25 protein-coding genes are annotated in these 24,294 nt (G+C 70.3%); 14 read left to right on the top strand and 11 right to left on the bottom strand.

Features of this window, described 5'->3' with window-relative positions; translation table 11 throughout:
- Positions 1-15: 15 nt before the first annotated feature.
- The 3 genes from VGB24_RS13615 (at position 16) to VGB24_RS13605 (ending at position 1,738) form a co-directional block, all read left to right on the top strand.
- Positions 16-483, top strand: coding sequence for a thioesterase family protein (locus VGB24_RS13615; RefSeq protein WP_331073493.1), 468 nt, complete (start codon positions 16-18; stop codon positions 481-483).
- Between the two features lie 109 nt (positions 484-592).
- Positions 593-1,207, top strand: coding sequence for a histidine phosphatase family protein (locus VGB24_RS13610; protein ID WP_331073492.1), 615 nt, complete (start codon positions 593-595; stop codon positions 1,205-1,207).
- Between the two features lie 72 nt (positions 1,208-1,279).
- Positions 1,280-1,738: an FKBP-type peptidyl-prolyl cis-trans isomerase gene (locus tag VGB24_RS13605; RefSeq protein ID WP_331073491.1), complete on the top strand. Its 459-nt coding sequence runs from the start codon at positions 1,280-1,282 to the stop codon at positions 1,736-1,738.
- 77 nt (positions 1,739-1,815) lie between these two features.
- On the opposite strand, the gene VGB24_RS13600 is transcribed toward VGB24_RS13605, so the two are convergent.
- Together VGB24_RS13600 and VGB24_RS13595 are read right to left on the bottom strand one after the other, a co-directional pair.
- Positions 1,816-2,079 carry a hypothetical protein gene (locus VGB24_RS13600; RefSeq protein ID WP_331073490.1) on the bottom strand — a complete coding sequence of 88 codons (264 nt, stop codon included), beginning with the start codon at positions 2,077-2,079 and terminating at the stop codon, positions 1,816-1,818.
- Between the two features lie 203 nt (positions 2,080-2,282).
- Entirely contained in the window at positions 2,283-2,648 is a 366-nt protein-coding gene (locus tag VGB24_RS13595; RefSeq protein ID WP_331073489.1) for an STAS/SEC14 domain-containing protein, read from the bottom strand.
- A 217-nt stretch (positions 2,649-2,865) separates the two neighbouring features.
- Between VGB24_RS13595 and nfi the strand changes: the two genes are divergently transcribed.
- The 4 genes from nfi to VGB24_RS13575 all read left to right on the top strand — a co-directional run bounded on the left by nfi (position 2,866) and on the right by VGB24_RS13575 (position 6,598).
- On the top strand, positions 2,866-3,522 hold the full coding sequence (nfi, locus tag VGB24_RS13590) for a deoxyribonuclease V (protein ID WP_349263921.1): 657 nt from the start codon (positions 2,866-2,868) through the stop codon (positions 3,520-3,522).
- 222 nt (positions 3,523-3,744) lie between these two features.
- A complete protein-coding gene (locus VGB24_RS13585; protein WP_331073487.1) occupies positions 3,745-4,242 on the top strand; it encodes an RNA polymerase sigma factor in 498 nt (165 codons plus the stop codon).
- Complete coding sequence (locus VGB24_RS13580) at positions 4,239-5,132, top strand: hypothetical protein (protein ID WP_331073486.1); 894 nt, start codon at positions 4,239-4,241, stop codon at positions 5,130-5,132. The genes VGB24_RS13585 and VGB24_RS13580 overlap by 4 nt, the downstream gene beginning before the upstream one ends.
- A 176-nt stretch (positions 5,133-5,308) precedes the next feature.
- Entirely contained in the window at positions 5,309-6,598 is a 1,290-nt protein-coding gene (locus tag VGB24_RS13575; RefSeq protein ID WP_331073485.1) for a tetratricopeptide repeat protein, read from the top strand.
- Here VGB24_RS13575 and VGB24_RS13570 read toward each other — a convergent pair.
- The 4 genes from VGB24_RS13570 to VGB24_RS13555 form a co-directional block, all read right to left on the bottom strand.
- Positions 6,595-6,786, bottom strand: coding sequence for a hypothetical protein (locus tag VGB24_RS13570; protein ID WP_331073484.1), 192 nt, complete (start codon positions 6,784-6,786; stop codon positions 6,595-6,597). The genes VGB24_RS13575 and VGB24_RS13570 overlap by 4 nt on opposite strands.
- 271 nt (positions 6,787-7,057) lie before the next feature.
- Positions 7,058-8,176 carry a magnesium/cobalt transporter CorA gene (corA, locus tag VGB24_RS13565; protein ID WP_331073483.1) on the bottom strand — a complete coding sequence of 373 codons (1,119 nt, stop codon included), beginning with the start codon at positions 8,174-8,176 and terminating at the stop codon, positions 7,058-7,060.
- A gap of 16 nt (positions 8,177-8,192) precedes the next feature.
- Entirely contained in the window at positions 8,193-8,612 is a 420-nt protein-coding gene (locus VGB24_RS13560) for a hypothetical protein (protein WP_331073482.1), read from the bottom strand.
- 198 nt (positions 8,613-8,810) lie between these two features.
- On the bottom strand, positions 8,811-9,197 hold the full coding sequence (locus tag VGB24_RS13555) for a response regulator (protein ID WP_331026177.1): 387 nt from the start codon (positions 9,195-9,197) through the stop codon (positions 8,811-8,813).
- A gap of 240 nt (positions 9,198-9,437) precedes the next feature.
- Between VGB24_RS13555 and VGB24_RS13550 the strand changes: the two genes are divergently transcribed.
- A complete protein-coding gene (locus VGB24_RS13550; protein ID WP_331073481.1) occupies positions 9,438-10,625 on the top strand; it encodes an amidohydrolase in 1,188 nt (395 codons plus the stop codon).
- A gap of 115 nt (positions 10,626-10,740) precedes the next feature.
- On the opposite strand, the gene VGB24_RS13545 is transcribed toward VGB24_RS13550, so the two are convergent.
- The 5 genes from VGB24_RS13545 to VGB24_RS13525 form a co-directional block, all read right to left on the bottom strand.
- Positions 10,741-11,523 (bottom strand): MBL fold metallo-hydrolase, encoded by a 783-nt coding sequence (locus VGB24_RS13545; protein ID WP_331073480.1) that lies wholly within the window; start codon positions 11,521-11,523, stop codon positions 10,741-10,743.
- 90 nt (positions 11,524-11,613) lie between these two features.
- The gene (locus tag VGB24_RS13540) at positions 11,614-12,462 is read right to left on the bottom strand and encodes a tryptophan 2,3-dioxygenase family protein (protein ID WP_331073479.1); all 849 of its coding nucleotides are present in this window, start codon (positions 12,460-12,462) and stop codon (positions 11,614-11,616) included.
- A gap of 411 nt (positions 12,463-12,873) precedes the next feature.
- The gene (locus tag VGB24_RS13535; protein WP_331073478.1) at positions 12,874-14,301 is read right to left on the bottom strand and encodes a class II fumarate hydratase; all 1,428 of its coding nucleotides are present in this window, start codon (positions 14,299-14,301) and stop codon (positions 12,874-12,876) included.
- A gap of 144 nt (positions 14,302-14,445) precedes the next feature.
- Entirely contained in the window at positions 14,446-14,703 is a 258-nt protein-coding gene (locus tag VGB24_RS13530; protein WP_331073477.1) for a hypothetical protein, read from the bottom strand.
- Positions 14,700-15,290, bottom strand: coding sequence for a hypothetical protein (locus tag VGB24_RS13525; RefSeq protein WP_331073476.1), 591 nt, complete (start codon positions 15,288-15,290; stop codon positions 14,700-14,702). Before VGB24_RS13525 ends, VGB24_RS13530 begins: the two co-directional genes overlap by 4 nt.
- 388 nt (positions 15,291-15,678) lie before the next feature.
- Between VGB24_RS13525 and VGB24_RS13520 the strand changes: the two genes are divergently transcribed.
- From VGB24_RS13520 to VGB24_RS13495, 6 genes are all read left to right on the top strand, one after another.
- A complete protein-coding gene (locus VGB24_RS13520) occupies positions 15,679-17,445 on the top strand; it encodes a M28 family peptidase (protein ID WP_331073475.1) in 1,767 nt (588 codons plus the stop codon).
- 214 nt (positions 17,446-17,659) lie between these two features.
- Positions 17,660-19,852: a putative bifunctional diguanylate cyclase/phosphodiesterase gene (locus VGB24_RS13515; protein WP_331073506.1), complete on the top strand. Its 2,193-nt coding sequence runs from the start codon at positions 17,660-17,662 to the stop codon at positions 19,850-19,852.
- Positions 19,853-19,933: 81 nt separating this feature from the next.
- Positions 19,934-20,293, top strand: coding sequence for a protease inhibitor I9 family protein (locus VGB24_RS13510; protein ID WP_331073474.1), 360 nt, complete (start codon positions 19,934-19,936; stop codon positions 20,291-20,293).
- 81 nt (positions 20,294-20,374) lie between these two features.
- Positions 20,375-21,205, top strand: coding sequence for an SDR family oxidoreductase (locus VGB24_RS13505; protein WP_331073473.1), 831 nt, complete (start codon positions 20,375-20,377; stop codon positions 21,203-21,205).
- Between the two features lie 686 nt (positions 21,206-21,891).
- Positions 21,892-22,791, top strand: a complete 900-nt coding sequence (locus VGB24_RS13500) for a DUF4097 family beta strand repeat-containing protein (protein WP_331073472.1) — start codon at positions 21,892-21,894, stop codon at positions 22,789-22,791.
- A gap of 166 nt (positions 22,792-22,957) precedes the next feature.
- A complete protein-coding gene (locus VGB24_RS13495; RefSeq protein ID WP_331073471.1) occupies positions 22,958-24,256 on the top strand; it encodes an amidohydrolase in 1,299 nt (432 codons plus the stop codon).
- Positions 24,257-24,294: the final 38 nt, after the last annotated feature.

Here is a 24,294-nt window from a genome sequence, read left to right as displayed (position 1 = left end):
GACCGCGGGGGAAAGATGACGAGGAACGACGCCGCCTGGGAGTGCGCGTTCGAGGTGCGCTGGGCCGACCTGGACGGCAACCGCCACGTGCGCAACACCGCGTTCAGCGAATACGCCACCCACACGCGCTTCAGCCTGCTGGCTGGGCGGGGCTTCACGCAGGCCCGCCTGGAGGAGCTTCGCTTCGGCCCGGTGATGATGCGCGAGGAGGTGCGCTACAAGCGCGAGGTGAGGTTCGGCGACGCGCTCACGGTCACCCTGCGCTGCGCGGGCCTTTCGGCGGACGTGTCGCACTGGCGCGTGCACCAGGACGTGCTGCGCGCGGACGGGCGCGAGGCGGCGCTGCTCACCATCCAGGGCGGGTGGATGGACCTGGACACGCGAAAGCTGATCGTTCCGCCCGGCGAGCTGGCGGAGCTCCTGCAGGCGCTCCCGCGGACGGCGGACTTCCAGGAGCTCCCGTCCCTCCTGCGCCGCCGCTAGGGGAACTGGCGCAGGGCGGCCGGGGCGCGCCCCCGCCGATCGTGAGCTGGTGCGGGCGTTGCATTCCGCTGGTGCAGAGCTTGGATTCTTCGCACCGCACGGGACGAACATGGGCAACGCAGGGCGGCTGTACCTGGCCCGCCACGGGGTGACGGCGGCGAACCTGAGGTGGGTGAACGTGGGGATCGACGCCGAGCCGCTGCTTCCCGAGGGCCGCGAGATGGCGCGCGAGCTGGCGGAGCGCGTCCGCGAGCAGGGGATCGACGAGGTGTGGTGCAGTCCCATCGCCCGCGCGCGCGAAACGGCCGAGATCGTGGCCGAAGCGTGCGGGCTGCCGCTGTACGAAGACGCCGCGCTCCGCGAGATGGACGTCGGCCTCTGGGCGGGGCTCACGGACGACGAGATCGCGGCGCGTTTTCCGGAGGAGTTCGCGCGCTGGCAGGCAGACCCGGCCGCGTTCGTGATGGACGGCCGCGAGACGCTGCCCGCCGTGCGCCAGCGGGTGGTCGCGGCGCTGGAGCGCATCCGCCGGCGCGGGCGGGTGTCGCTGGCGGTGACCCACACCGCGCCCATCCGCCTGGCGCGGGTGCACTACGCGGGCGAGGAGACGAACCAGTTCGCCGAGTTCATGCCCGCCAACTGCCAGCTGCTGCGGCTGGTGGAGGCCGAAGGGAGGGCCAGGGTGGAGCCCGTGCCGGATCCGTCGCCCGCGGCGGCCGGGTGAACGGTGGAAACGGGTTGGCCGACGTGTTATATTGAGGGTGCAACCCGTGAACCATCCGACTTTCCGAGGCTCATGCGTCCTATTCTTATTGCCCTGGCCCTCGCCGTGCTCCCCCTGGCCGCATCGGGCTGCGGCGATTCTCCCACGAGCATCGAGGACACCCGGTTCGCCGCCGGCCTGGGCGTCGACCTGGACTCGATGACGCGCACCGCCAGCGGGATGTACTACCGCGACCTGACGGTGGGCACCGGGACCGTGGCGCAGAGCGGCAAGACGGTGGGGGTGTACTACAAGGGTTCGCTCCCCAACGGCCGTGTGTTCGATTCGCTGTCCTCCGGCACGCCGTTCTCGTTCAAGCTCGGTACCGGGGCGGTCATCCCGGGCTTCGACGAGGGCATCACGGGGATGAAGGTGGGCGGCAAGCGGCTGATGGTCATTCCGCCCGCCCTGGGGTACGGAAACCAGCCGGCGGGAAGCATTCCGGCCAACTCCATCCTCGTGTTCGAGGTGACGCTGGTCTCGGTGCAGTAAGCCGTCCCGCCCGGATGCACAAAGGCCCCGCCGCTCATGCCGAGCGGCGGGGCCTTGTTCGTGGATCACGCCGGCGCTCAGTCCGGCTCGGCGGCGGGAGCCACGTGGGTGCGGTAGTGGTGCGCCAGGCGGATGGCTTCCTGCGAAAGGCTCTTGCAGTAGTCCTTGCCGGCGTCCGGTCCAAAGTTGCGGATCATCAGCTGCACGGCGTTTTCGCCCAGCACCTGGGCCACGGCGGCGGGGTGCACGCCCTCGGCCTGGCACTTCCTCAGCGTTTCGCGCACGATCTTGCGCGCGGCGAACAGGTTCTGTTCGATGAGTTCCTTCTGGTCCGGCTGCATCTCGCTCTCCCGGCATCCGTTTTCTCGTGAGCTGCCGAAGGTATCGTCCCCGACGCGCTCCGAGCAAGGACGGTTTCACGCAGAGGACGCAGAGAAATGAAGAGAGGACGCAGAGAACCGACACGTGGTTCCTCTGCGTCCTCTCGTTCACCTCTGCGCCCTCTGCGTGAAATGCAGTTTGCTGTTTCGGGGCCGGCGCGACCTCAGTCCTGGCCGACCAGCCAGTCCAGCGCCTGCGCCTCGTCGTCGAAGGTCTTGATGTTGCGCTTGGAGAACATCAGGACGGCGGTGTAGGCGATGCGGTGAAGCCCCGACATTCCCACGACGGCACTGGCCCTGACGTACGGCGCGTTGTGGGCCGCCAGCTCCTTCATGGCCTGCAGCACCGCCGCGTTGTAGCGCGCATCGCGCACCACGGTCATCACCAGCAGCGAGTTCAGCGGCTGCCGGGCGATGAACTCCATAGACTCCCGGACCGAAGCCACCGCCTCGTCGGGGTCGCGCGCGCCGGCATAGTCCAGCAGCAGGATGCGCTTCCCCTTGTGCTCGATGAAACGGGTTCGCTCCATGCGGTACTCCGGCCGGGGTGCGGATGAGGGATTGCGGGGTGGATGAAATGCAAGATAGCGGCCCTGCGCCGCGTGTCCACCTTTCCGTTCGGCTCCGCGCCATTGCGGCCCGGGAAGGGTCATCGCGGCGGCGCGGCCCGCACCCGCTTTTTGCGTATACTCCCCCACCTTATGAGTACAGTCCGTGTCCGAAACTGACTCTCGTCCCCGCTGGGACATGACCGTGGCGCAGGCGCGCGAGATCCAGCAGGAGATGCGGGGACAGCTCATCCGCCATCCCCCGCCGGGCTTCTCGCCCCGGCTGGTCGCCGGCGCCGACGTTTCGGTGGAGCGCTTCAAGCATTACGGGTACGCCGCCGTGGTGGTGCTGCGGGCCGACACGCTGGAGGTGGTGGGGCAGTCGGCCAGCGCCGCCGAGCTGCGCTTTCCGTACGTTCCCGGCTACCTGTCGTTCCGCGAGCTTCCGCCGCTGCAGGCGTGCTGGGACGCGCTGGAGCAGAAGCCCGACCTGGTGGTGTTCGACGGCCAGGGCTACGCCCATCCCCGGCGCTTCGGCCTGGCCTGCCACGGCGGGGTGCTGTGGGACGTGCCCAGCGTGGGGTGCGCCAAGAACCTGTTCGTCGGCACGCACGGCGAGCTGGGCGGCGAGCGCGGCGACACCAGCCCCATCGTGCACGAGGGCGAAGTGGTAGGGATGGCGCTGCGGACGCGCACCGGGGCCAAGCCGGTGTACGTGTCGGCTGGCCACCGCATGGACCTGGAGACGGCGGTCGACCTGGTCCTTCGGCTCTCGCCCCGGTACCGCCAGCCGGAAACGACGCGCCGCGCGCACCAGCTGGTCAACGAGATCCGCCGCGCGGACAAGGCCCCGTGATGGCGAGCGCCGACCGGGCGCCCCGGGGCCGCGGACGGGGAGGCTCCCCTCCCGCCCGGGCGCGGTGCCGGTTAGGTTTCTGCCCACACGGGCCAATTTCCCGCGCATTTCCCGCCGTCGGTCAGAAACCGGCCGGCCCAGCCGTTCCACACCCGAACCAGTGAGCGCACGGCTCAGGGACGGATCTGCTTGTCACCTGCTTCGCCCTCACCGGAACAGCGCTTGAACGTTACCGAGCTCTTCAACGAGCACTACGACGCGCTGTTCCGCTACCTCGTGCGCCTGACCGGCGACAGCGACCTGGCGGCCGACGCCGCGCAGGAGGCGTTCGTCCGGCTGGTGGAGCGGCCCCCGGCCGACCGGCATCCGCGCGCCTGGCTGTTCGCCGTCGCCACCAACGTGGTTCGCGACTCGGCGCGGGCGCGGACGCGGTGGTTCAAGCTGCTGTCGGCGTCGCCGGACCGGGCGCCGATGGGCGACGTGCAGCCGCTGCCCGACGCGGCCGCCGAGAGTGCGGAGCGCAAGAAGGCGGTCCGTACGGCGCTCGACAGGCTGTCCCTGAAGGAACGGACGGTCCTGCTGATGAGGGAGGAGGGGTTCGCCCACCACGAGATCGCCGCCGCGGTAGGAACCACGACGGGTTCGGTGGGCACCATGCTGGCGCGCGCGCTCAACAAGCTGGCCGCCGAGCTCGCGCCAACCTCGGAGAGCTTGAGATGATTTCTGATAGTGGGCCGCGTTCTCACCTGGAGGACGGCGACCTCGTACGATACATGGACCGGCTGATGGACCGCGACGAGCACCGCCTCGCGCGGATCCACGTGTCCGGCTGCCCGGCGTGCACGTCACGCGTGCAGGGAGTGGAAAACGGGCTCGCGGCGCTCCCCTCGCTGCTGTCCGCGCTGGACGAGCCCGTGTCCGTCGGCCGGCGCGACCAGGCGCTGGCCGCGGTTCGCCGCGCGCGCTACCGCGGGCCGGCCGCCACGCCCTTCCTGCAGCGCCCCATGCTGCAGGCCGCGGCCATCGTCGCGCTGCTGCTGACCGTGGCCTTCGGCACGCCGCCGGGGCGCGCCTGGGTGGGCGGCGCCATCGTGGCGCTCTCGGGAGACCAGCCCGGCCCCTTCGCCCGCCGGGTGCTGGGCGTCCTGGGCCATGAAGAGCCTCCCGTGGCCGTGGCGCCGGCACCCGCCGCGGCCCCCCCCGCCGCCAAGCCGGCGGAGCGCCCCACCCTTCCGCGCCCGCAGGCGCAGCGGCAGGGCCCCGCGCCGGGCACTTCGGCCCCCGTGCCGTTCGACCCCGGCAGCAACTACGTGCTCGTGCAGGTGCGGTCGCGGCAGCGGGCGGGCGGCATCATCTTCACCTTCCGCGATACGGAACAGGCCGTGGCCCAGGTGGTTGCCGGGCGCCGCTCCGAATCGCTGGAGCCCACGCCCGACGGACTGCGCGTGCGCAACGCCTCGTCATCGCGCGCCGACTACGCCATTACCGTCCCCACGCGCTACCGGTTCCTGCGGGTGCGGATCGGGGACGAGCCGGAGCTGCGGATCCCCATCTCACGGGCCCAGCACGAAGGCATGTGGAACATCGGGCTCCAGGCGTCGAGCCCGTAGATTGCCGGGCGTGGACGAGGACAAGACGAGCCGCGGGGGGACCGATCCCTCCGCGGCTCCGCCGTTTCCACCCCGGCCCCTTGCCTCGTTGGGCTTGCGTGAGTCGGCGATCGGTATGAACTTCACGAAGTAGACGTTTCCGGCCGAATTCGCGTTCTCGCCTTTTGCGACCCACCATGCCCACACGATCGTCCCGCCCGGCCGCGCCCGCCGCCAGGCGCCGCACGCGAGTTCCGCCCGCGCTCACCCGCGGGCCCGAGGCCATGCCCGCGCTGGGCATCGTCGAGGAGGTGGCGGGCGAGCTGGGCATGCTGCTGTGGCGCTGCGCGCGTGACGTGGTGCTGTGGGCTTCGACGCCGCCGGCCCGGCGGCCCGGGCTGTTCACCGGGACCGCCGCCGAACGGCAAACGCGGCAGCTGGAGGCGCTTTCCATCGACCCGGAGCTGGCCGCCCCCCTGGCGGTCATGGCGCGCGTGCTGGAAAGCCCGTCCGCCATCCCCGAGCGCCTGGTGGTGAACGCCTGCCGGCGCCTGGCGCTGTGGGCCGAGCAGCAGGGGCACCTGGCCACCGCGCTGGAGTTCATGCAGGCCGGGGCGCTGGTTGCGCCCGAGAGCGCCGCGCTGGCCTACGCCGTGGGCCGCCTGGCCCGCCGCCGTGCGGAGTACGACCGCGCGGAAAGCTGGTATGTCCGTGGGATCGTTCAGGCGCGCCGCGCCGAGGATCATCGGGTGTACGCCCGGGCGTACGCAGGGCTGGGGACGCTGTACTTCCAGCGCGGAAACCTGCCGGCCGCCAGGCGGGCCTTTCTGCGCTGCCTGAAGGCTGCGGCCCGGCATGGACACGCCGATCTTCAAGGGACGGCGTACCACGACCTGTTCATCACCGAGCTGGAGACGGGCGCGGGTCCGGAGTGCGAAGTGCTCGCGGAAAAGGCGCTGACCGCCTTCGGCTCCAACTCCGGAGCCGTCGCTCGGCTCGCGTTCGACCTTGCGTATCACTGGATCCTTCTCGGGCGCTTCGCGGACGCACTCCGCGTCGCCAAGGCGCTCTCGCCGCACTTCGATGGAGCAGGCGAGCAAGCCCTGGTGCTCAGCATGATCGCTCGATCCGCGGGCGGCGCGGGGGACCGCGCCACGTTCGGGTGGGCGGCCGCGCGATTGGATACCCTTCTCCACTCGGGGGCCGGAGCGGACTCGGCACCGCGGGCGTTGCTCGGCCTAGCGTACGGAGCGGCCAGCCTGGCCGACTGGCCGGCAGCGCTGCGGTTCGCCCGGGCGACCACAGAAGCGGCCCGGGAGCGCAGCGAAGGGAAGATCCTCATCATGGCCGAGGCTGCGCTGGAATCGATCCAGCGGCACGCAGCACTCGACGAGCGTGCCGCCCCGGCGACCGGCGTCTCGAGCCTGGCCGAGCGGTTCGTGGATGCGCTCGCTGCCCCGGCGGGGACCAGCGTGATGGCTGGTTAGCTTCCCGAGCCCATCGGTCCGCCCGTGCGCGACGTGCTGTCGCTCTTGACGCTGTCGGTGACGGTGGTGAGGCCGGAGAAGGAGACTTCGGTCGTCGTCTCCGCCTCCTGAGGCGCGGTCACGGAACTGCCGCAGCCGGAAAGCACGAGCACGAGGGGCAGGGCCGCAGCCAGGGTGCGGATCATCATTTGGGTGTGCCTCTGGATGGTGGGATGAGCGAACCGACGCCGGCTCGCCCGGAAAGTAGACGCCGGAGTCCCGCTGAACGGCCCCCAAGACGCTCAAAATCGATTGTTTTCAGACAGATCGAGAGTGGAGCACCACTTCTGTGCGGCGTCGCGTACAAGGCCGCAAGTCTCTGCAATACGGCAGGTTGCCAAAGGAGCGGGGTAGGCAAGAAAGCCGGATGGGCGGGACGGGCCAGTCAAGGAACTTCCAATTTTACGCGCCGCACGATCCTCAGGGCTCGTTCCGGGCCAGCCATCCTTTGCGGGCGAACCACAGCAGCACGACGAGGGCGGTGCCGGCCATCAGCCCGAAGATGAAGGGCAGCCCCCACCACCACGCCCGGGGGTGCTCCACGTCCATCCCGTAGATGCCGGTGATGAACCCCAGGGGAATGAACACGGCCGCGAAGATGGTGAGCACCTTCATGATCTCGTTCATGCGGTTGCTCACGGCCGACAGGTACAGGTCGGTGAGCGAGGACCCCAGGTCGCGGTACGTTTCCACCAGGTCCAGGATCTGGATGACGTGGTCGTGGGTGTCGCGGAAGTACACCTGCGTTCCGGGGGAAATCAGGGGCGACGGGTCGCGCGCGAGGGTGCTCAGCGCGTCGCGCATGGGCCAGACGGCGCGCCGCAGCGCCATCATTTCGCGCTTTACCCCATGCAGCCGGTTCATGGTGTCGCGCGTGGGCCGGCCCACCACCTCGTCCTCAATGTCGTCCAGCCGGTCGGCGTAGCTTTCGGTGACGGGAAAGTAGTGGTCTACGATGGAGTCGATCACCGCGTACGCCAGGTAATCCGCCCCCGCCCGCCGCAGCCGCCCGTGCCCGTTGCGGATGCGCTGGCGGAGCGGGTCCAGCACGTCGCCGGGCCGCTCCTGAAAGGTGAGGACGAAGTCGGCGCCCAGGAACACGGCGATCTGCTCCAGGTCCAGCGCGGGCGTCAGCCGGGCCATCCGCGTGATGACGAACAGGTGGTCGTCGTACGCCTCGGCCTTGGGGCGCTGCGCCTGCTCGCCCAGGTCTTCCAGCGCCAGCCGGTGAAGGCCGAAGATGTCGCCAATGCGCTGCAGGGTGGGGGCGTGCGCCACGCCGTCCACGTTCACCCACAGCACGGGCCATCGTCCCGCCATCGTCTCCAGGAGCGCCAGGTCGTCCACCTCGCACTCGGTGATCTCCAGCGGCCCGTAGGCGATCACCCTCACCCGCGGCGGCGCGGCCTCGGGGTGCGACATCAGCAGCCCCGGCTCGGACCCCGGCGCCGGGCGGGGCCGCTGCAGGGGCTCGTCACCGACGGCGGCGGACAGGCTCGCCAGGGGCAGGCGGAACAGGTCTCTTCGGTTCAGGCTCATCGGGCGTGACGCCGGGTCAGCCGCGGGGCGGGGGAAAGGTGCCGCCCGCCTCTCCGGCGGCGGCCACCATCTCACGGGCGGCGGCCGCGTACCGTGCCAGGGCGAACAGGTTGCCGCGGGCCAGCTTCAGCGCGCCGGTCATGGCGGTGGCGACCGGGTCCGCGCCCGACAGCAGGCGCTTCCACGCCGCGGGGCCCGCCTGGAAGACGTAGGCGGCGGAGGCGAGGTCCGCGCCGGTCGCCATGCGGCTTGCGAGGCAGGCGCCGTGGTGCAGGTCCATGAACACGGCACGGTCCGCGTCGATGCCCTGCGCGGGATCGGCCGTCATCAGCAGCACCACGGACCCTTCCCACTCCGCCGCGGCCTGCCGGTACGCCTCGCGGGCGTTCAGCCGCCCGCAGCACGCCGTGCACCATTGCTGGGTGAACACCTCCATTCGCTTCTCTCTTTCTTCGTCGCGGTTCGGGATTCGGTGAGGGTGCAGGGTATCGCGTAGAGGGGAAGTGCGAAAGTGCGTGAGTGCGTGAGTGCGTGAGTGCGGGTTCGCCCGCCCGGGGAACTGACGACGAGCAGCCCTCCCCGCGCGAGCGAGGAGGGCTGCTGTTGTTCGATCGGTGGCGGGTGGCGTCCGCCCCTACTCGGCGGCGGCGATGCGTGCCAGCATGCGGGCCACCTCTTCCACCACGCGCCGCGGCTCGATGGGCTTGGCGAGGTAGCCCTCGCAGCCGGCATCCACCGCGCGCTGGCGGTCTTCGGCCATGGCGTGGGCGGTGAGCGCGATCACCGGAATGCGCGCCGTCTGCGGATCTCCCTTCAGCCGGCGAGTGGCTTCCCACCCGTCGATGCCTGGCATCGCCACGTCCATCAGGATGACGTTGGGCTGCCGCTCGAGCGCCAGGCGAATGCCGTCTTCACCGTTGGACGCCTCGATGACGTCGTGCCCGACGTGGCGGAGGATGGTAGTGTATATGGTACGATTGTCCTCGTTGTCTTCCACGAGGAGCACGGTCGAAAGCGTCATGAGTTGCCGAACCTGAGTATGCGGGCTTGCCGTTCCTCCCCACCCCATGCAAAAACCGGGTCAGGGGGGCAGCACCTCGTCGTCCTTTGTACCGTGAACGAGGCGTTCTGTTCGGCCCCCGTAACCAAGCCGCCATCAGCCGGCCGGTTTGCAGACCCTCACCGCCGCGCACTATCCTTGTCCCCTCGCGGCCCCAGTGGCCGAAGCGGGCCAAGGTTGGAAGGAGACGCAGATGACGACGTGGAGACGGAGACCGTGACGGCCGCCGAGACCGAACTGCTGGTGGAGACGCGCCGCGACCTACACCGGCACCCGGAGCTGGGGTTCCAGGAGTTCCGGACCGCCGGGATCGTCGCCGAGCGCCTGCGGGCGGCGGGATACAAGGTGCAGACCGGGATCGCGGAAACGGGGGTAGTGGGCACGCTGCATGGGGGCGGGGGCACCGGCCCCACGCTGCTGCTGCGGGCCGACATGGACGCGCTGCCCATCACCGAGGAGTGCGCCCACGACTTCACCTCCACGAACGCGGGGGTGATGCACGCCTGCGGACACGACGCGCACGTGGCGGTGGGGCTGGCAGTGGCCGAGCGGCTGGCGCGGTCGTGCGCGGAGTGGGGCGGCACGGTGAAGTACATGTTCCAGCCCGCCGAGGAGGGGCTCGGCGGCGCGCTGGGGATGATCGAAGCCGGCGTGCTGGAGGGCGTGGATGCCGCCCTGGGACTTCACGTGTGGCTGGGGCTTCCCAGCGGCGTAGTAGGGGTAGTGGGCGGGCCGCAGATGGCGGGCGCGGGAGAGTTCGAGGTGACCATCCGCGGCAAGGGCGGCCACGGCGCCATCCCCCACGAGACCGTCGACGCCGTGCTGATCGCCAGCCAGTGCGTGGTCGCGCTGCAGTCGGTGGTGTCGCGAAACATCTCGCCGCTGGAGGCGGCCGTGGTGACCGTCGCGGCCTTTCACGCGGGCTCCGCCCACAACGTGATCGCCGAGACCGCGACGCTCAAGGGCACGGTGCGGGCCTTCAACCCCGGCGTAATGAAGGAGCTGCCGGTTCGCGTGGAGCAGGTGATCTCGGGCGTGTGCGCCGCGATGGGCGCAACGTACGAGTTCCACTTCCGCCCCGAGGCGCCGCCCACCGTCAACGATGCCCGGATGGCGGAGATCGTCCGGCGCGAGGCGGTGCGCATCGTGGGTGAGGAGCGGGTGCGCACCGATCCCGACGTGCGGACGATGGCGGCGGAGGATTTCGGCGACGTGCTGGAGCGCGTGCCGGGGTGCTACTTCTTCGTCGGCGGGCGCAACGAGGAGCGCGGCATCCTGCATCCCCACCACTCGTCCCGCTTCGACCTGTGCGAGAGCTGCATGCCCGTGGCGGTCGACGTGCTGGATGCCGCGGCGCGCGCGTATCTCGCCGGCGGCGGCACGGGCTGAGGGAGAAAAAGCGGGGGTACAGAGGGTACAGACAAAAACCAGAAATACAGAGGAAAACCGGTCTTTTCTCTGCATTTCTGGCTGTTCTCTGTATCTCTGTACCCTCGCAGTTAGTTCAGCCTCGTCCCAGTACCTTTTGCATGAACCGCTCGTCGGGGCGAGCGCACTTGCCGTGCGCGGTGCACACCCACTGCACGTCGTAGGGCTTCACCCGCTCGAACAGGTCCGCCAGGCTTGCGCGGTTCTGGTGCTCGTCGTCGTGAAAGATGGGAAAGCCGGGGCGGAAGCCGGTGAAGTACGAGCGGTTGACGGCGTCGCCCGCGAACAGCACGCCGCGGAACAGGTACGCCGCGCTTCCCGCCGTGTGGCCCGGCACCACGAAGGCGCGCACCGTGTCGGCCCCCAGCACGAACATCGTGTCGCGCTGAAAGGCCCGGACGTTCACCTCGCCCGGCCACGGGGCGGGATTGCCGATGCCGATCTCCGCCAGCCGCGAGGGCGAATCGGCGTGCCCGGCCCGCCCGGAGAACAGCGCGTCCTCGCCGGCCCCCACGTGAAAGCGGGCGTGCCGCACCAGCGGCCACGCGGCAATGTGGTCGCGGTGGCTGTGAGTGAGAAAGACGTCGGTCACGTCCTCCGGCCGCGCGCCGATCTGCGCCAGCCCCCGCCGCAGCGCATCCTCCGCGTTCTGCCATCCCAGGTCCACCAGGATCACGCCCGCATCGGTCCGCGCCGCGTAGATCATGCTGTTCCACGGGTACGCCGTGGGGATGGCGTTCGCCCGCGGCCCCTCGATGTTCGACACGTTGGTGGTGCACCCCGCGGCCGCCACGGACGCCAGCAGACAAGCGGCGAGGAGCCGGGCGGGCCGCGGTAGATCGAATCCAGTGAGCGTCATCTCGTTCCGTGCGACGAAAAAAAGCGAGGACCCGCCGGTCTGGCCGAGTCCTCGCCTTCGTACACCGCCACCCTCACCGGCGTTGCATCGTCACCGCGGCGCGGCGCCCGTGAGCTCCCACAGCTCGGCGCGGGCGTGCCAGAGGAACGGAAAGAACGACTGCCGATGCGTCGCCATCCGCTCCAAAAAGCGCACGCCCGACGAGTTGGCCGTTCCCGGCGTTTCGGGCCCCAGCGTGCGTTCCGCCGTGCGCGCGTGGGTGAAGCGCCAGATGCGCACCTCCTCGTCGTAGTCCAGCAGCGCCTCGGCCAGCGCGGTGAGGTCGCCGTGCCCGCCGCCCCGGTGCGACGCCTCGTACGCCTGCACCGGGGTGACGCCGCGGCGCGCGAACGCCGCTTCGGCGGCTGATGCCAGGGATGGCTGCTCCCACAGGTGGGCGAGGCGGTCCGTCCACAGGTGCGAATGCGGGACGGACGAGGGATCGGGATTGATCTCCGATTCCAGGTAGCGCCGGAACTCGGGCTCGCGCGCGCCGGACAGGATCTCGATCTCGTGCCACTGCCCGCTCTCGCCGCCGCTGGCCGGCACCAGGTGGTGGCGAAAGGCGTAAAAGCCGCCCAGCGTCATGGTTTCGAGCATGCGCATCATCGGCGAGAACATCCGCACCACGCCGGTGCAGCGCTGGGCCAGCCACGCCGCCATCGCCAGGTCGTCCCCGTCCAGCGCCTGGATGATGCGGGGCAGGTCCACGCAAAGCTGCGCGAACCACAGTTCGAACGCCTGGTGGGTCACCACGAACAGGTGCTCCTCGGGGTGCCGCACCTCGTCCGGACCCGGCTGCAGCGACAGCAGCTGCGGCAGATGCAGATAGGTGCAGTAGTGCGTCTGCGCCGTGTCGCGGACGGTGTGGCCGCAGGGCAGGGTATGTGTGCTGGTCAATTATGGTCTGCCGACGGTGTGGCGCCAGGACGCATCCGAACGCCCGCCGCACGATGAGAATGTTTCAAGAGCGTGGCTGCTGCAGTGTCCGTCCAGCCGCCCTGAAAGTCCGGAGCACGCACTTTCTCCTCATCCTGCGGGGTACGGGACCCGACAAGCCGACACCGAGGCGCTCGGCCAGTTCGGGTGAGTAGCGACGCAGATCGTCGATGATTTTCTGGAAGCTCGTGGTCTCATAATACTCCTGGAACACGCGACGGGCTGTCTGAGGATCAATCATCGTATTCACCTCCGCTGTACGGCACGCCCGCATCCTCATACCCCGGTTTGTCAAACTGGTCCGCACCGGTCCGCAGGATCGAGGATTCGATCCTTCGAGGGGCACCCGGGCGGGCGCCCCTCAGGTCGTTCTCAGCCGCCGCCGGCGACCGCCCCGCCGCCGGGGATGCCCGGCTCCGTCATGTCGCGCACGTTCAGCACGGTGTCCAGCTGCTCGTCACTCAGGAGCCCGCGGCGCTTCACCACGTCGCGGACGGACTCGAAGTTCTTGGCCGACTCCTTGGCGACCGCCGCGGCCTCGTCGTAGCCGATGTAGGCGTTGAGCGCCGTGGCGATCGACGGATTGCGCTCCAGGAGCTCGCGGCAGCGCTCCCGGTTGGCGGTGATCCCCTCCACCGCGTTCGTGCGGAAGGCGTCGCAGCCGTTCGCCAGGATGGAGACGGACTCGAGGAAGTTGTGCGCCATCACGGGCATCATCACGTTCAGCTCGAAGTTGCCATGCTGGCCGCCGACGGTGATCGCCACGTGGTTCCCCATCACCTGCGCGCACAGCATCATCATGGCCTCGCTCATCACCGGGTTCACCTTCCCCGGCATGATGCTGGAGCCCGGCTGGATGGCGGGAAGCCCGATCTCGGCCAGCCCCGACGTGGGGCCGCTCGCCAGCCAGCGGATGTCGTTTGCGATCTTCATCAGCGACACCGCCAGCGTGTTCAGCGCGCCCGAGGCCGACACGTAGGCGTCCTTGGCGCCCTGCGCCTCGAAGTGGTTCTCGGCCTCGCGGAACTCCAGCCCCGTGCTCTCGCTGATCTTTTCGATGGCCAGGGCGGGGAAGCCGGGCACGGCATTGGTGCCGGTGCCCACGGCGGTGCCGCCCAGCGCCAGCTCGGCCAGCTCCTCGGCGGCGTTCCGCAGCCGGCGGATGCCGTGGTCCACCTGGCTGGCGTAGCCGCCGAATTCCTGCCCCAGCCGCACGGGGGTGGCGTCCATCAGGTGGGTGCGGCCGCTCTTGACCACGTCGTCGAACTCGGCGGCCTTGGCCAGCAGCGCGTCGCGCAGCCGCTCCAGCGAGGGCACCAGGTCGTGGTGGATGGCCACGCGGGCGCTGACGTGCATGGCCGTGGGGATCACGTCGTTGGAGCTTTGCCCCATGTTGACGTGGTCGTTTGGGTGCACGCGGGTGCCGCCGTCCAGCAGCTGGGTGGCGCGGGTGGCGATCACCTCGTTCGCGTTCATGTTGCTGCTGGTGCCGCTGCCCGTCTGGAAGATGTCCAGCACGAACTGCGAGTCCAGCCGGCCGGCGATCACCTCGTCGGCCGCGCGCGCGATGGCGTTGGCCACGGTGCCGTCCAGCAGCTGCATCTGGGCGTTGGCCTGCGCGGCTGCCTTCTTGATGGTGCCCAGCGCATGGATGAAGCGCCGCGGAAAGCGCAGGTTGCTGATGGGAAAATTCTCCACCGCGCGCTGCGTCTGGGCGCCGTACAGGGCGTCGGCGGGAACCTGCATTTCGCCCAGCGAGTCGCGCTCGGTGCGAAAGCCCGAAGTGCTCGTATCCGTCATCGTTCCAGCGTTGGTGCGGGTTGCGTGAGGGGCCGTGGCTGGCGGGCAAGATGCGGCCTGCGCCAGGCGAACGCAAACGCGGCGCGGCGGCCGTAGCCCCTGCACGCGAAGAGGCCCCGCCACGCCCGGCGGGGCCTCTTCCATTCACCCCTCGCGAGGCGGCTCGCCCCGTCGCCGCGGCCGGCGCTTCATGGGCGGGGGCGGCGGCGGCCCGACGAGAGCTGACGGCCAGTCGGTTGAGTTGATCAGGTCCCACTGTTCCGGAGTGAACATGTCTCCGAACGAGCTGCTCTTCAACGCCCGCTGGTAGATCTCCTCTTCCCAGGGCTGCCGGACGCGGCGGGGCTGGTCACGGTCAGGAACCTGGCTCGGATCGACAGGTGGAACGACTGGCTTGGTCATAGCTTCTCCCACGACTCCAATTCACGGCTGCCGATCCGGCGTTCCAAGTATAACCTGCGTCCATTCCGTCCGGCAATGGCGAAGCCGAGCTTCAGGTATCGGGGGAGCAGGTCGGGTACGGGATCGATGAGTCGTAGCCGTTCGGCACCCAGTGATTTCCCATATCTCTCCGAAACGAACAAGGCAAGCGGAACGACAAGGCGCCGGAGGGGATGGCCGGGGTCCGGGTCTGCTTCTATGCAGCGCACCGAGAGCGTGTGCCGGGCACCACTCCGCCGGCGCTTCGAGGGATGAGCGACCACCAATCCCGCCAGGCGTTCGCCGCTCCAGATGGCCAGCGGCAGGCCGGCGGGCCGCCTCCATACCGGCGTTACGAGTGCGTCCCAGTTCCATCCGCGCGATCCCGACCAGTGCCTGGCGACCCATGTGGCCCGGCGGACCTCGAGCGCGTGGGCGTCGATGTCGGCAAGGCGGACCGGCACCCGAACCGAGTTCAGGTTCGCGAGGTCCTGCTCCACCGAGTCGTACACGCTGCGACGGATGCGGGCGTAACGTTCCTGGGCTTCGCGGAAGGTGGAGATGGGCATCGCTGATCGGGAGCCGGGAGTGGTGAGCGGCCCCAACTTCCGCGTTCGTTTGCGTCATGGCAATGAATTTACATGGCCGCTTTCCGGCGCGGCCATTGCGCCACAGGTGGGTTCTAGAGTGCCGGCCGTGGCGGGAGTTAATGCCGGATTGTCTAGTTCACGCTGGTTGTGTGGCTGAAAACCTCGTTCTCGCCATTATTGCAATATTGCCATCGTGTGACGGGAATGGTAGCGTGGATTGCAAGAGTGCGGGTGACGGGAGCGGATGTGCGGGAGTCTCGTGTATTCTGATGACCGATCCGGGCGAGCCCCCGCTTGCCGCGCATGGGGAGGGCTGTATCTTCGCGGGGAGCTCACGATTCTCGACGACCGACGCAAGGAGCCAGGAGTGACCGTTTACCGCATTCTCACCCGCGGCCTGCCCGCCCTGGCGGTGCTGGCCGCCGCGTGCGCACCCGCCGCGGCCGTGCAGGAGGGCCCGCCCCCCGCGCAGCCCCCGGCCGCGGCACCGGCGCAGCAGGACGTGCAGCTGCCGTTGAAGTACCAGGCGCGGCCCACGGTTCCCGAGATCACCCCCGGCGACCTGATGAGCCGGCTGTACGTGCTGGCCGACGACTCCATGATGGGGCGCCAGGCGGGGCACCGCGGCAACGTGATGGGCACGGACTACATCGCGTCCGAGTTCCGCCGCATGGGGCTGGAGCCCGGCGGCGAGAACGGCACCTTCTTCCAGACGATCCCGCTGACCGTCAAGGGTATCGCGCCCGGGGTGTCGCTCTCGGCGAACGGGCAGGCGCTGACGCCGTGGACCGACTTTTCGCCGCTCCCCCCGCTGGCCAACACCTTTCCCTTCGGCGCGGAGTTCCGCGCGCAGAACACGCCGGTGGTCTTCGGCGGGCAGCTGGGCGGCGAGCTGATCACCGACGCGCAGGCCGCCGGCAAGGTGGTGGTGCTGCTGCCTCCCACGGGTGAGAACGGGCAGCCGAACGGCCGCTGGTGGCCCGGCTATCCGCGCACCCGCTTTCCCCGCGCCGCCGCCGTGGCGGTGGCCGCCAGCGACATCACCGTGCCCGCCGTCCTCACCATCGGGCAGGGCGAATCGGCCGAGCTGGAGGAGCCCGGCGCGCAGGTGGCCACCGGGCCGGCGGGGATGAGCATCACCCGCGCGGCCGCGGAGCGGATGCTGGGCGCGCCGCTGGCCGGAATGCGCCCCGGAACGCAAGGGCGCACCGTCAGCGGCTCGTTCCGCTTCGGCGCGCGGCGGCCGGACGCGCCCGCCCGCAACGTGGTGGCCATCCTGCGCGGCACCGATCCGTCGCTGCGCGCCCAGTACGTGGGCATCAGCGCGCACAACGACCACGAGGGGATCGCCGAGCGGGCGATGGACCACGACTCGCTGGTCGCCTACAACACCGTGATGCGGCCCCAGGGGGCCAACGACCGCCCGGGCGCCCCGTCCGCGGCCCAGCGCGAGCGCATCCAGGACATGCTCGACAGCCTGCGGGCCCTGCGTCCCGCGCGGCGCGACAGCATCTACAACGGCGCCGACGACGACGGCAGCGGCACGGTGGCCCTGCTGGAGATCGCCGAGCGGATGGCGTCGTCGCCCACCCGCCCGCGCCGGTCGGTGATCTTCCTGTCGCACACCGCCGAAGAGGCGGGGCTGCTGGGCTCGCAGTGGTTCTCCGACCATCCCACGGTGCCGCGCGACTCCATCGTCACCGTGCTGAACATGGACATGGTGGGGCACGGCCGCGCGTCGGAGGTGGCCCGGGGCGGGCCGTACTCCATCCAGATGATCGGCTCGCGCCGGCTATCCACCGAGCTGGGCGACCTGATCGACGCGCTGAACGCGCGCCGCGCAACGCCCATGCAGATCGACTACACCTGGGACGCGCCCGGGCACCCGGCCAACCGCTACTGCCGGAGCGACCACTTCATGTACGCGCGGCGCGGCATCCCCATCACCTACCTGTCGCTGGGCTACCACCCGCACTACCACATGCTGACGGACGAGGCGCAGTACATCGACTACGAGCATTCTGCACGAGTCGCGGGCTTCGTGCACGACATCGCGCTGGAGGTGGCCAACCGCGACCGCCGGCCCACGGTGAACGGGCCGCGCCAGGACCCCAATGCTCCGTGCCGCCAATAGGTTGCGTCGCCCAAGGTAAAAATATGGCGTCCGCCCAGTAAAATCCGGGGCGGACGCTTTTTGCGGAAGGCCTACCGGATGAAGTGACGCGCCGTTATCATCCATCGTCATCCTCCCCGACTGTCCTGCCCAACCAAACTGCCGACGCGCTCGCACGGCCCTTGCTCTTTGCGGGGGCGAGACTGATCCCAATTCCTGAAGCAGGTTGCCCGTGATGCTGCTGAACGCGTACGGCGGCTCCCCCCTCGCGACGCTCGACGCGCGTGGGGGCAGTGCCGAGGCAGGCTTTCAACGCCTGGCCTCCATTGCCGTGCGCCTGGTGTCTGCCCCCGTAGCGGTCGTCTCGATGGTCGATGGGGACGGACCGTACGCCGCCGGCGACTGTGGCGAATGCTGGCGCGCCCGGCGCGAGGCCGGGCTGTCGCTTACGCTCTGCCGTTTGGCCGCCGAGTCGGGCGAGCCCCTGCTGGTGCGCGATGCCCGCCAGCACCCCGAGGTGCTGGCCGACCCCACGCTCTGGCTGGGCGAGGTGGGGTACGCCGGCATCCCCTTCCACCGCGCGGACGGGCGCGTGGCGGGCGTCCTGTGCGTGGCCGACGCGCGCCCCCGGGTGTGGACGGACGGAGAGGTGGAGCTGCTTTCGTCGCTGGCCAGCCTGGCCTCGCACCTGGTGTCGCGCCGCGAGGAGGCGCCGGGGGTGCAGGAGGCGCTGGCCATCGCCGCGCGCAGCGCCTCCAAGCGGGGCGTGAACCTGCGGATGCTGAAGAAGGCGGTGGAAACGATGACGCTGGGCGTCACCGTCACCGACGTGAACGGGCGCATCCTCTACATCAACCCCGCCGACGCGCGGATGCACGGGTACGAGGCCGACGAGCTGATCGGCAAGCACGCCCGCATCTTCGCCCCGCCCGCCGCCGCCCGCCCGCTGGCGCCCGAGAAGATGGCGACGGCCGAGGGGTGGAACCGCGAAACCATCAACGTCAGGAAGGACGGCAGCACCTTTCCGGTGATGCTGCGCTCCGACGTGGTGCGCGACGCGGCCGGCCACCCCCTGGGGCTGGTGACCTGCTGCGAAGACCTGACGCACCGCAAGCACCTGGAGCGCGAGCTGCTGCGCAGCGCGTACTACGACGCGGTGACGGGCCAGCCCAACCGCGGGCTGCTGACGCACCGGCTGGAGCTGGCGGTGGAGCTGGCGCGCATGGGGCAGGGCCACTTCGCGCTGCTGGCGGTGGAGATCGACCGGGTGCAGCTGGTGGCCGACAGCCTGGGCCGCGCCTCGGCCGAAGAGCTGCTGCGCGCCGCGGCCGAGCGCCTGCGCGAGTGCGTTCCCCCCGACGGCATGATCGCCCACATCGGCGGCGACCAGTTCGCCGTGCTGCTGGAAGACGTGCGGGGCGTGCGCGAGCCGGCCCGCATCGCCGCCTGCATCCGCAGCACCCTGACGGCGCCGTTCCGTGTGGGCGGGCGCGAGGTGTTCAGCGGCGCCAGCATCGGCATCGTGCTGGGCAACGGCACGTACGAGCGCGCCGAAGACGTGCTGCGCGACTCGACCATCGCCATGGTGCGCGCGCGCGAGGCGGGCGAGGGCCACTACCAGGTGTTCGACCCCGCCATGCACGCCGAGGCCATCGCCCGGCTGCACCTGGAAACGGACCTGCGCCACGCCCTGCAGCGCGGCGAGCTGCGCGTGCACTACCAGCCGATCGTCAAGCTGGAGACGGGGCGCATCGCCGGGTTCGAGGCGCTGGCGCGGTGGGAGCACCCCACGCGCGGGATGATCCAGCCCGACGAGTTCGTGCCGCTGGCCGAGGAGACGGGGCTGATCCTGCCGATGGGGCTGTGGGTGCTGGAGCAGGCGTGCACCACGCTGCGCACGCTGCAGGACCGGCCCGGCGGGGCGGGGATCCGGATGGCGGTGAACCTGTCGGCGCGGCAGTTCACGCAGCCGGACCTGGTGGAGCGCGTGGCCGAGGTGGTGGCCCGCACGGGCATCGAGCCCGGCTCGCTGGAGCTGGAGATCACCGAAAGCACCATCCTGCAGCAGTCCGCGGGGGTGATGGGCATGCTTCACGGGCTGAAGGCGCTGGGGGTGCGGCTGCACGTGGACGACTTCGGCACCGGGTACTCGTCGCTCAGCTACCTTCACCGGCTGCCGCTGGACGCGCTGAAGATCGACCGCTCGTTCGTAACGGGGGCCGGCGACGACCCGCTGCAGATCGTGCGCACCATCGTGGCCATGGCGCAGGCGCTGGGGGTGGAGGTGGTGACGGAGGGCATCGAGAACCCGGGCGTGCTCAGCCAGATCCGCGCGCTGCGGTGCGAGTACGGGCAGGGCTACCTGTTCTCGCGCCCGGCCAGCGCCTCCGAGGCCCAGGCCCTGCTGGACAGCGGCCTCAGCTGGTAGGGGGCTGTCACGACCAGGGGCGCCGGGACGTTCCTGGTCCAGCTTCCGTTGGTTTCGTGAACCCTTTGTTTCCGCACGGCCATGCGCAAACGTTCTTTCCTCGCTCCCCTGGCCCTGCTGGCCCTCGCCGCGTGCGACTCGCCGACGGGGCCCGACGCGCGCGCCCAGCTGTCGGCCCGCTGCTCCAACGCGGCCCCGGTGCTCAGCCAACCCGACCCGTCGCTGGCCAACCTCTACATCGTGGTGTATCGCGAGGGCACCGATTCGCGCGCCACCACGGCGCGACTGGCGCAGACGCACGGATTCACCCCGCGGTTCGTGTACGAGCACGCGCTTCTCGGCTTTTCGGCGGAGTTGAGCGCCGACGCGCTGGCCGGGGTGCGCTGCGAGCCGGAGGTGAAGTACGTGGAGGGTGACAAGGTGGTGCGCGTCGGCGTGTGAGCGGGCGCGAAGTTCGCAAGACGAGGGGCGCGGGAGCTGATTCCCGCGCCTTTTTCGTTTCTCCTTCCTGCGGTGTTCACCATGCCCGATCATCCGTCCGAGCGTTCCCGGTCCGCCGGCTCCGGTCCCTTCGAATACCGCGGCCGGTGGGCGCTGGTGACGGGCGCGTCGATGGGCATCGGCGAGGCGTTCGCGCGGGCGCTGGCGGCGCGCGGGATGAACCTGGTGCTCTGCGCGCGCTCCGCGGATCGTTTGGAGGCGCTGGGGGATGCCCTGCGGCGGGAGCACGGCGTGGAGACGCAGGTGGTCGCCGGGGACCTGGCGGTGCCCGGGGCCGCGGCACGGGCGTGGGAGCAAGCCTCGGCCGAGCACCCCGTGCACCTGCTGGTGAACAACGCGGGCTTCGGGCTGCGCGGCCGCTTCCACGAATTGCCGAGGGAGCGACAGGCGGAAATGGTGTCGCTGAACTGCACGGCGCTGCTGGAGCTGGCGCACCTGGCCGTGGGGGAGATGAGGGGGCGCGGGGCGGGCGGAATCATCAACGTGGCCTCCATCGTCGCCTTTCAGCCCGTGCCCTCGATGGCGGCGTACGCGGCCACCAAGGCGTTCGTGCTGTCGCTCTCGGAATCGCTCGCGGTGGAGAACCGGCAGGCGGGGGTGCGGGTGATGGCCCTCTGCCCGGGGCCCACGCCCAGCGGGTTCCAGGCGGTCGCCGGCACGCGGGTGTACGAGGGGCAGCCCGGCTACCTGACCCCGGAGCAGGTGGTGGCGGGCGGCCTGAACGCCTTCGACGCGGACCGGGCGCACGTGGTGCCGGGCGCCGCGAACCGCGCGGCCACGCTGTTCGGGCGCCTGCTTCCACTGGGTGTCGCGGCGCGGATCGCGCTGCGGGTGAACCAGCGGCACGGATAGCGGCGCGAGGGGCAGCCCGTTCAGGGGCGAATCCCAGGGGCGGGTGAACCCGCGGCTGGAACAGCGGAAAGCCCCGACACGGGCCGCTCGCGCGTCCCGTTCGGGGCTTCACCTGCACGCAGTCCGCACCTGCCGAAGCGCACGCCGTCATCCCGATGGAGCGACCACATGGGACCGGCCTGAGCGCGGTACTCCGCAGCGACTGAGGGATCCGCCACACACTAACCCCGAACGCTCCAGACCCGCGGAAACACGGGGCCGTTCTGTTCGTCGTGACGCCGAACGGCGACGGCTTGACTCGCCCGGCGGAGAACCACGGTTCGGCTCGCAATGTGTGTGGCGGATCCCTCAGTCGCTGCCGACTGCGGTGCAGGGGCGAGTTCACCGTGACCGCTCCATCGGGATGACATACGGGCGTTTCCGGCACTCCCGGCGCGCGTGCGGGTGAAGCCCCGAACGGCGACGCGACAGCGGCGTCGGGTCGGGGCTTTCCGCTTTCCGAGCAGCGGGTTCACCCGCTCTTGCGGCCTCGGGCTTTCCGCTCTCGTTGCCGCGGATTCATCGGCCCCCTCTCAGCATCAACCTCCCGCTTCAAACCCTTTCGCCAGACCTCGCATCCAATCCTTTCGGATGCGGCGGCGGTGCGTTCCGCGGCGCGAATCCCCAACACGACAACAGGGAGACGGATGATGCGGTACGAAGCGATGGTCGCCGCGGCGGCGGCCGTGATGGGCTTTGTCGGCGCGACGCGTGAGGGCGGCACCCCCGCGGTCCAGGAGGCCGCGGCGGTCGGTTCGGTGGCTGTGGCGGGGCAGGAGGACTTCCGCTGGTCCGGCCGGCTGGCGCGCGGGCAGGAGATCGAGATCAACGGCATCATCGGTAACGTGACCGCCGAGACGGCATCGGGCGACCAGGTGGAGGTCATTGGGCGGCGGCGCGGAGCGGGCGCGGCCGACGTGCGCATCGAGGCGGTGGAAACGCGCGACGGCATCACCATCTGCACCATCTACCCCCAGCGCGGCGGGCGCAATGGCCGGCGCACGGACGTGGACGGTGACGGCCCGTGCCGCGGGAACAACGGGAACATCGACGGCGACGACGCCCGCATCGACTTCACCGTGCGCGTTCCCGCCGGTGTCAAGCTGGCCGCCAACACCGTGTCGGGCGACATCGTGGCCGAGGGGCTGCGCAGCCCCGTGGAGGCGGCGAGCGTGTCCGGTGACGTCCGCGTCTCCACCAGCGGCCCGGCTCGCGCCTCCACCGTCAGCGGCGACGTCGTCGCCACCTTTGCGCAGACGGACAGCGACGAGATGGAGTTCAACAGCGTGAGCGGCGACGTCACCCTGCGCCTGGCGGGCAACGTGGGTGCCGAGGTGGAGGCCCAGACGCTGTCCGGCGAGATCCACAGCGACTTTCCGCTGCGCCGAGGCCACATGACCGACGATGATGATGACGACGACGATGACGGTGGCGTGCATGTCGACATCCGCATCGGGCAGAGCGCCCGGGGCACCATCGGCCGGGGCGGCGCGGAGTTGTCGGTGACCACCATCAGCGGCGACATCCGCCTGGAGCGCGCGCGCTAGGGTACGCGAAGGACCACGAAAGCCGGCAGATAGATCGAGGTACGGCGCGGGGCCGGGCACAGTGCCCGGCCCCGTCGCCGTTTTTGCGTCCAGCGGATTGACTTGCGAGCCGCGGGAGCGCACGATTGGGGGAGCATCCATCCCCATCCACCACTCCCGAGGACGCATGATGCAGTACCGCACCCTCCTGGCGCTGTCGGCGCTGGCGGTGGCCCCCGCGGCCGTGCAGGCGCAGGCCGCCGACGCGCGCGTGGCCACCGCCGTCGACCGCCTGGCGCCCCGCATCACCGAGATCCGCCACGACCTGCACCAGCACCCCGAGCTCAGCAACCGCGAAACGCGCACGGCCGGCGTGGTCGCCGCCCACCTGCGCTCGCTGGGGCTGGAGGTGCGCACCGGCATCGCCCACACCGGCGTCGTCGGCATTCTTCGCGGCGGGCGGCCCGGCCCCACCATCGCCGTCCGCGCCGACATGGATGCGCTGCCGGTGACGGAGGAGACCAGCTATCCCTGGAAGTCCACCGTGCGCACCGAGTACCTGGGCAACCAGGTGGGCGTGATGCACGCCTGCGGTCACGACGTGCACACCGCCGTGCAGATGGGCGTGGCCTCGGTGCTGGCGGGGATGCGTGCCGAGGTGCCGGGGACGGTGGTGTTCGTCTTTCAACCGGCGGAAGAGGGGGCGCCTCCGGGCGAGCAGGGCGGCGCCAAGCTTATGCTGGACGAGGGCGTGTTCAACGGGGTGCGTCCCGAGGCCGTGTTCGGGCTGCACACCTTTGCGCAGATGGAGGTGGGCAAGGTGGGCTACACCCCCGGTCCGGCGATGGCGGCGGCGGACCGCTTCATCATCCGCATCAAGGGGCGGCAGTCGCACGGGGCGTCGCCCCACCTGGCGATCGATCCCATCGTCATGGCGTCGCAGGCGGTGCTGTCGCTGCAGACCATCCGCTCGCGCAACCTGTCGCCCTTCACCCCCAGCGTAGTGACGGTGGGGCTGATCCGCGGCGGCGAGCGCAACAACATCATCCCCGAGCAGGTGGAGATGCACGGCACCGTGCGCACCTTCGACCCCGCGGTGCAGGACGAGGTGGAGCGGCGGATGCGCGAGATCCTGGACGGCGTGACGCGCGCGGGCGGCGGCTCGTACGAGCTGCAGTACGACCGCATCACCCCGGTGACGGTGAACAACCCCGACCTGGCGCGGCGGCTGCACCCCACGCTGGTGCGGCTGATGGGCGGCAGCAACGTCGTCGACGTGCCGCCCACGACGGGTGCCGAGGACTTCGCGTTCTTCGCCACCGTGGCGCCCACCTTCTTCTACCGGCTGGGCACCACGCCTCCGGGGCAGAAGAGCGGCGACCACCACACCCCCACCTTCATCGCCGACGACGCCGCCATCCCCATCGGCATGCGCACGATGACGGGCCTGGTGCTGGACTACCTGCGCACCGGCGCGGCCCAGTAGATTCAGTATCCGCCTGACGAGAAGCGCCCCCGCGATCC

It is taken from the genome of Longimicrobium sp. (assembly GCF_036399935.1).
Lineage (GTDB): Bacteria > Gemmatimonadota > Gemmatimonadetes > Longimicrobiales > Longimicrobiaceae > Longimicrobium.
Note: the sequence above shows the minus strand (reverse complement) of the source record. Positions and strands in the feature narration are given on the sequence as shown.